Source organism: Iningainema tapete BLCC-T55 (assembly GCF_014698965.1).
Classification (GTDB): domain Bacteria; phylum Cyanobacteriota; class Cyanobacteriia; order Cyanobacteriales; family Nostocaceae; genus Iningainema; species Iningainema tapete.
The window spans coordinates 1-792 of sequence record NZ_JACXAE010000026.1; the positions used below are offsets into that span (position 1 = coordinate 1).

Sequence of the window (792 nt, forward strand, 5' to 3'; positions counted from 1 at the left end):
GAATCCCCAGTAGCTACTCTTCCTTCTCAAGAAGCTCCTGGGCTTTGTAGTAAAGGTAAGCTATAGGCAGAAATAAAACTAGAGGAACAGCAACAATACAAGTGATAAGCAATAGCAGTAGAATCATGATTTGCCTCCTGGTGCGAGTTGACCCAGATAACCGCCAATGCCAATCTTCACTAAATCACCAAAAGCGGGACGAAAAGTTGAATCGGTGATGGCTATACCCAGAGAGCCGACCACCAACAGCACCATAATGAGCGATCGCGCCGACAGTTTCTCCAGTATCTCCAGTAATTTAACCATTTTTGTCCTCACGATGACTTTTCTGTAATACCTTAATCTCTTGGTAAAGACGGTCAAATTTATGGTTGATTTTTTCGTCTAACCCGTGGATCAAGTAATCTACTTGCTCTTTTCTTTCTCTGTATACGGCTACGTGAATTCTAAATTCATTGAGAGTTAAGTTGATTCTTTCAGTCAGAGCATCACCTACCCCATCAATTGCCTCATACATCTCACTCTCTAATTTTGCAACACGGTAAACAATACCAATTAGAGCAAGTACTCCTAAGATTATTTCTAGATAGTCTTTCATTAGTTTATTGCATCAATCTTGGTTTCAATTTCACTTAGCTCAACCTTTACTTCTTCCACCAGTTTCTCTACAGAATTATAATCAATACCAACATATTCCCAAACAGTTAAGTTGATCGACTTAAACCACTTAGGTACGCTGAAAGAAATAGCGTAGGTAGCAGTAATTTTCGGAAAAATAATCAGTTTGATTCT

Annotated in this window: 2 protein-coding genes and 1 pseudogene; all 3 read right to left on the minus strand. The window is 39.0% G+C overall.

The features are described 5' to 3' along the window. Positions 1-123: 123 nt before the first annotated feature. Positions 124-306 carry a hypothetical protein gene (locus ICL16_RS05690; RefSeq protein WP_190825898.1) on the minus strand — a complete coding sequence of 61 codons (183 nt, stop codon included), beginning with the start codon at positions 304-306 and terminating at the stop codon, positions 124-126. Beyond that, positions 299-598 carry a hypothetical protein gene (locus tag ICL16_RS05695; RefSeq protein WP_190825899.1) on the minus strand — a complete coding sequence of 100 codons (300 nt, stop codon included), beginning with the start codon at positions 596-598 and terminating at the stop codon, positions 299-301. Before ICL16_RS05695 ends, ICL16_RS05690 begins: the two co-directional genes overlap by 8 nt. Then, positions 598-792: pseudogene (locus tag ICL16_RS45315) on the minus strand (hypothetical protein); the annotation flags it as partial. The pseudogene ICL16_RS45315 and the gene ICL16_RS05695, both read right to left, overlap by 1 nt.

Bases quoted from the DNA above. Each gene is read 5' to 3' on its own strand.
- ICL16_RS05695 (WP_190825899.1), bottom strand. From the start codon at position 598: ATGAAAGACTATCTAGAAATAATCTTAGGAGTACTTGCTCTAATTGGT.
- ICL16_RS05690 (WP_190825898.1), bottom strand. From the start codon at position 306: ATGGTTAAATTACTGGAGATACTGGAGAAACTGTCGGCGCGATCGCTC.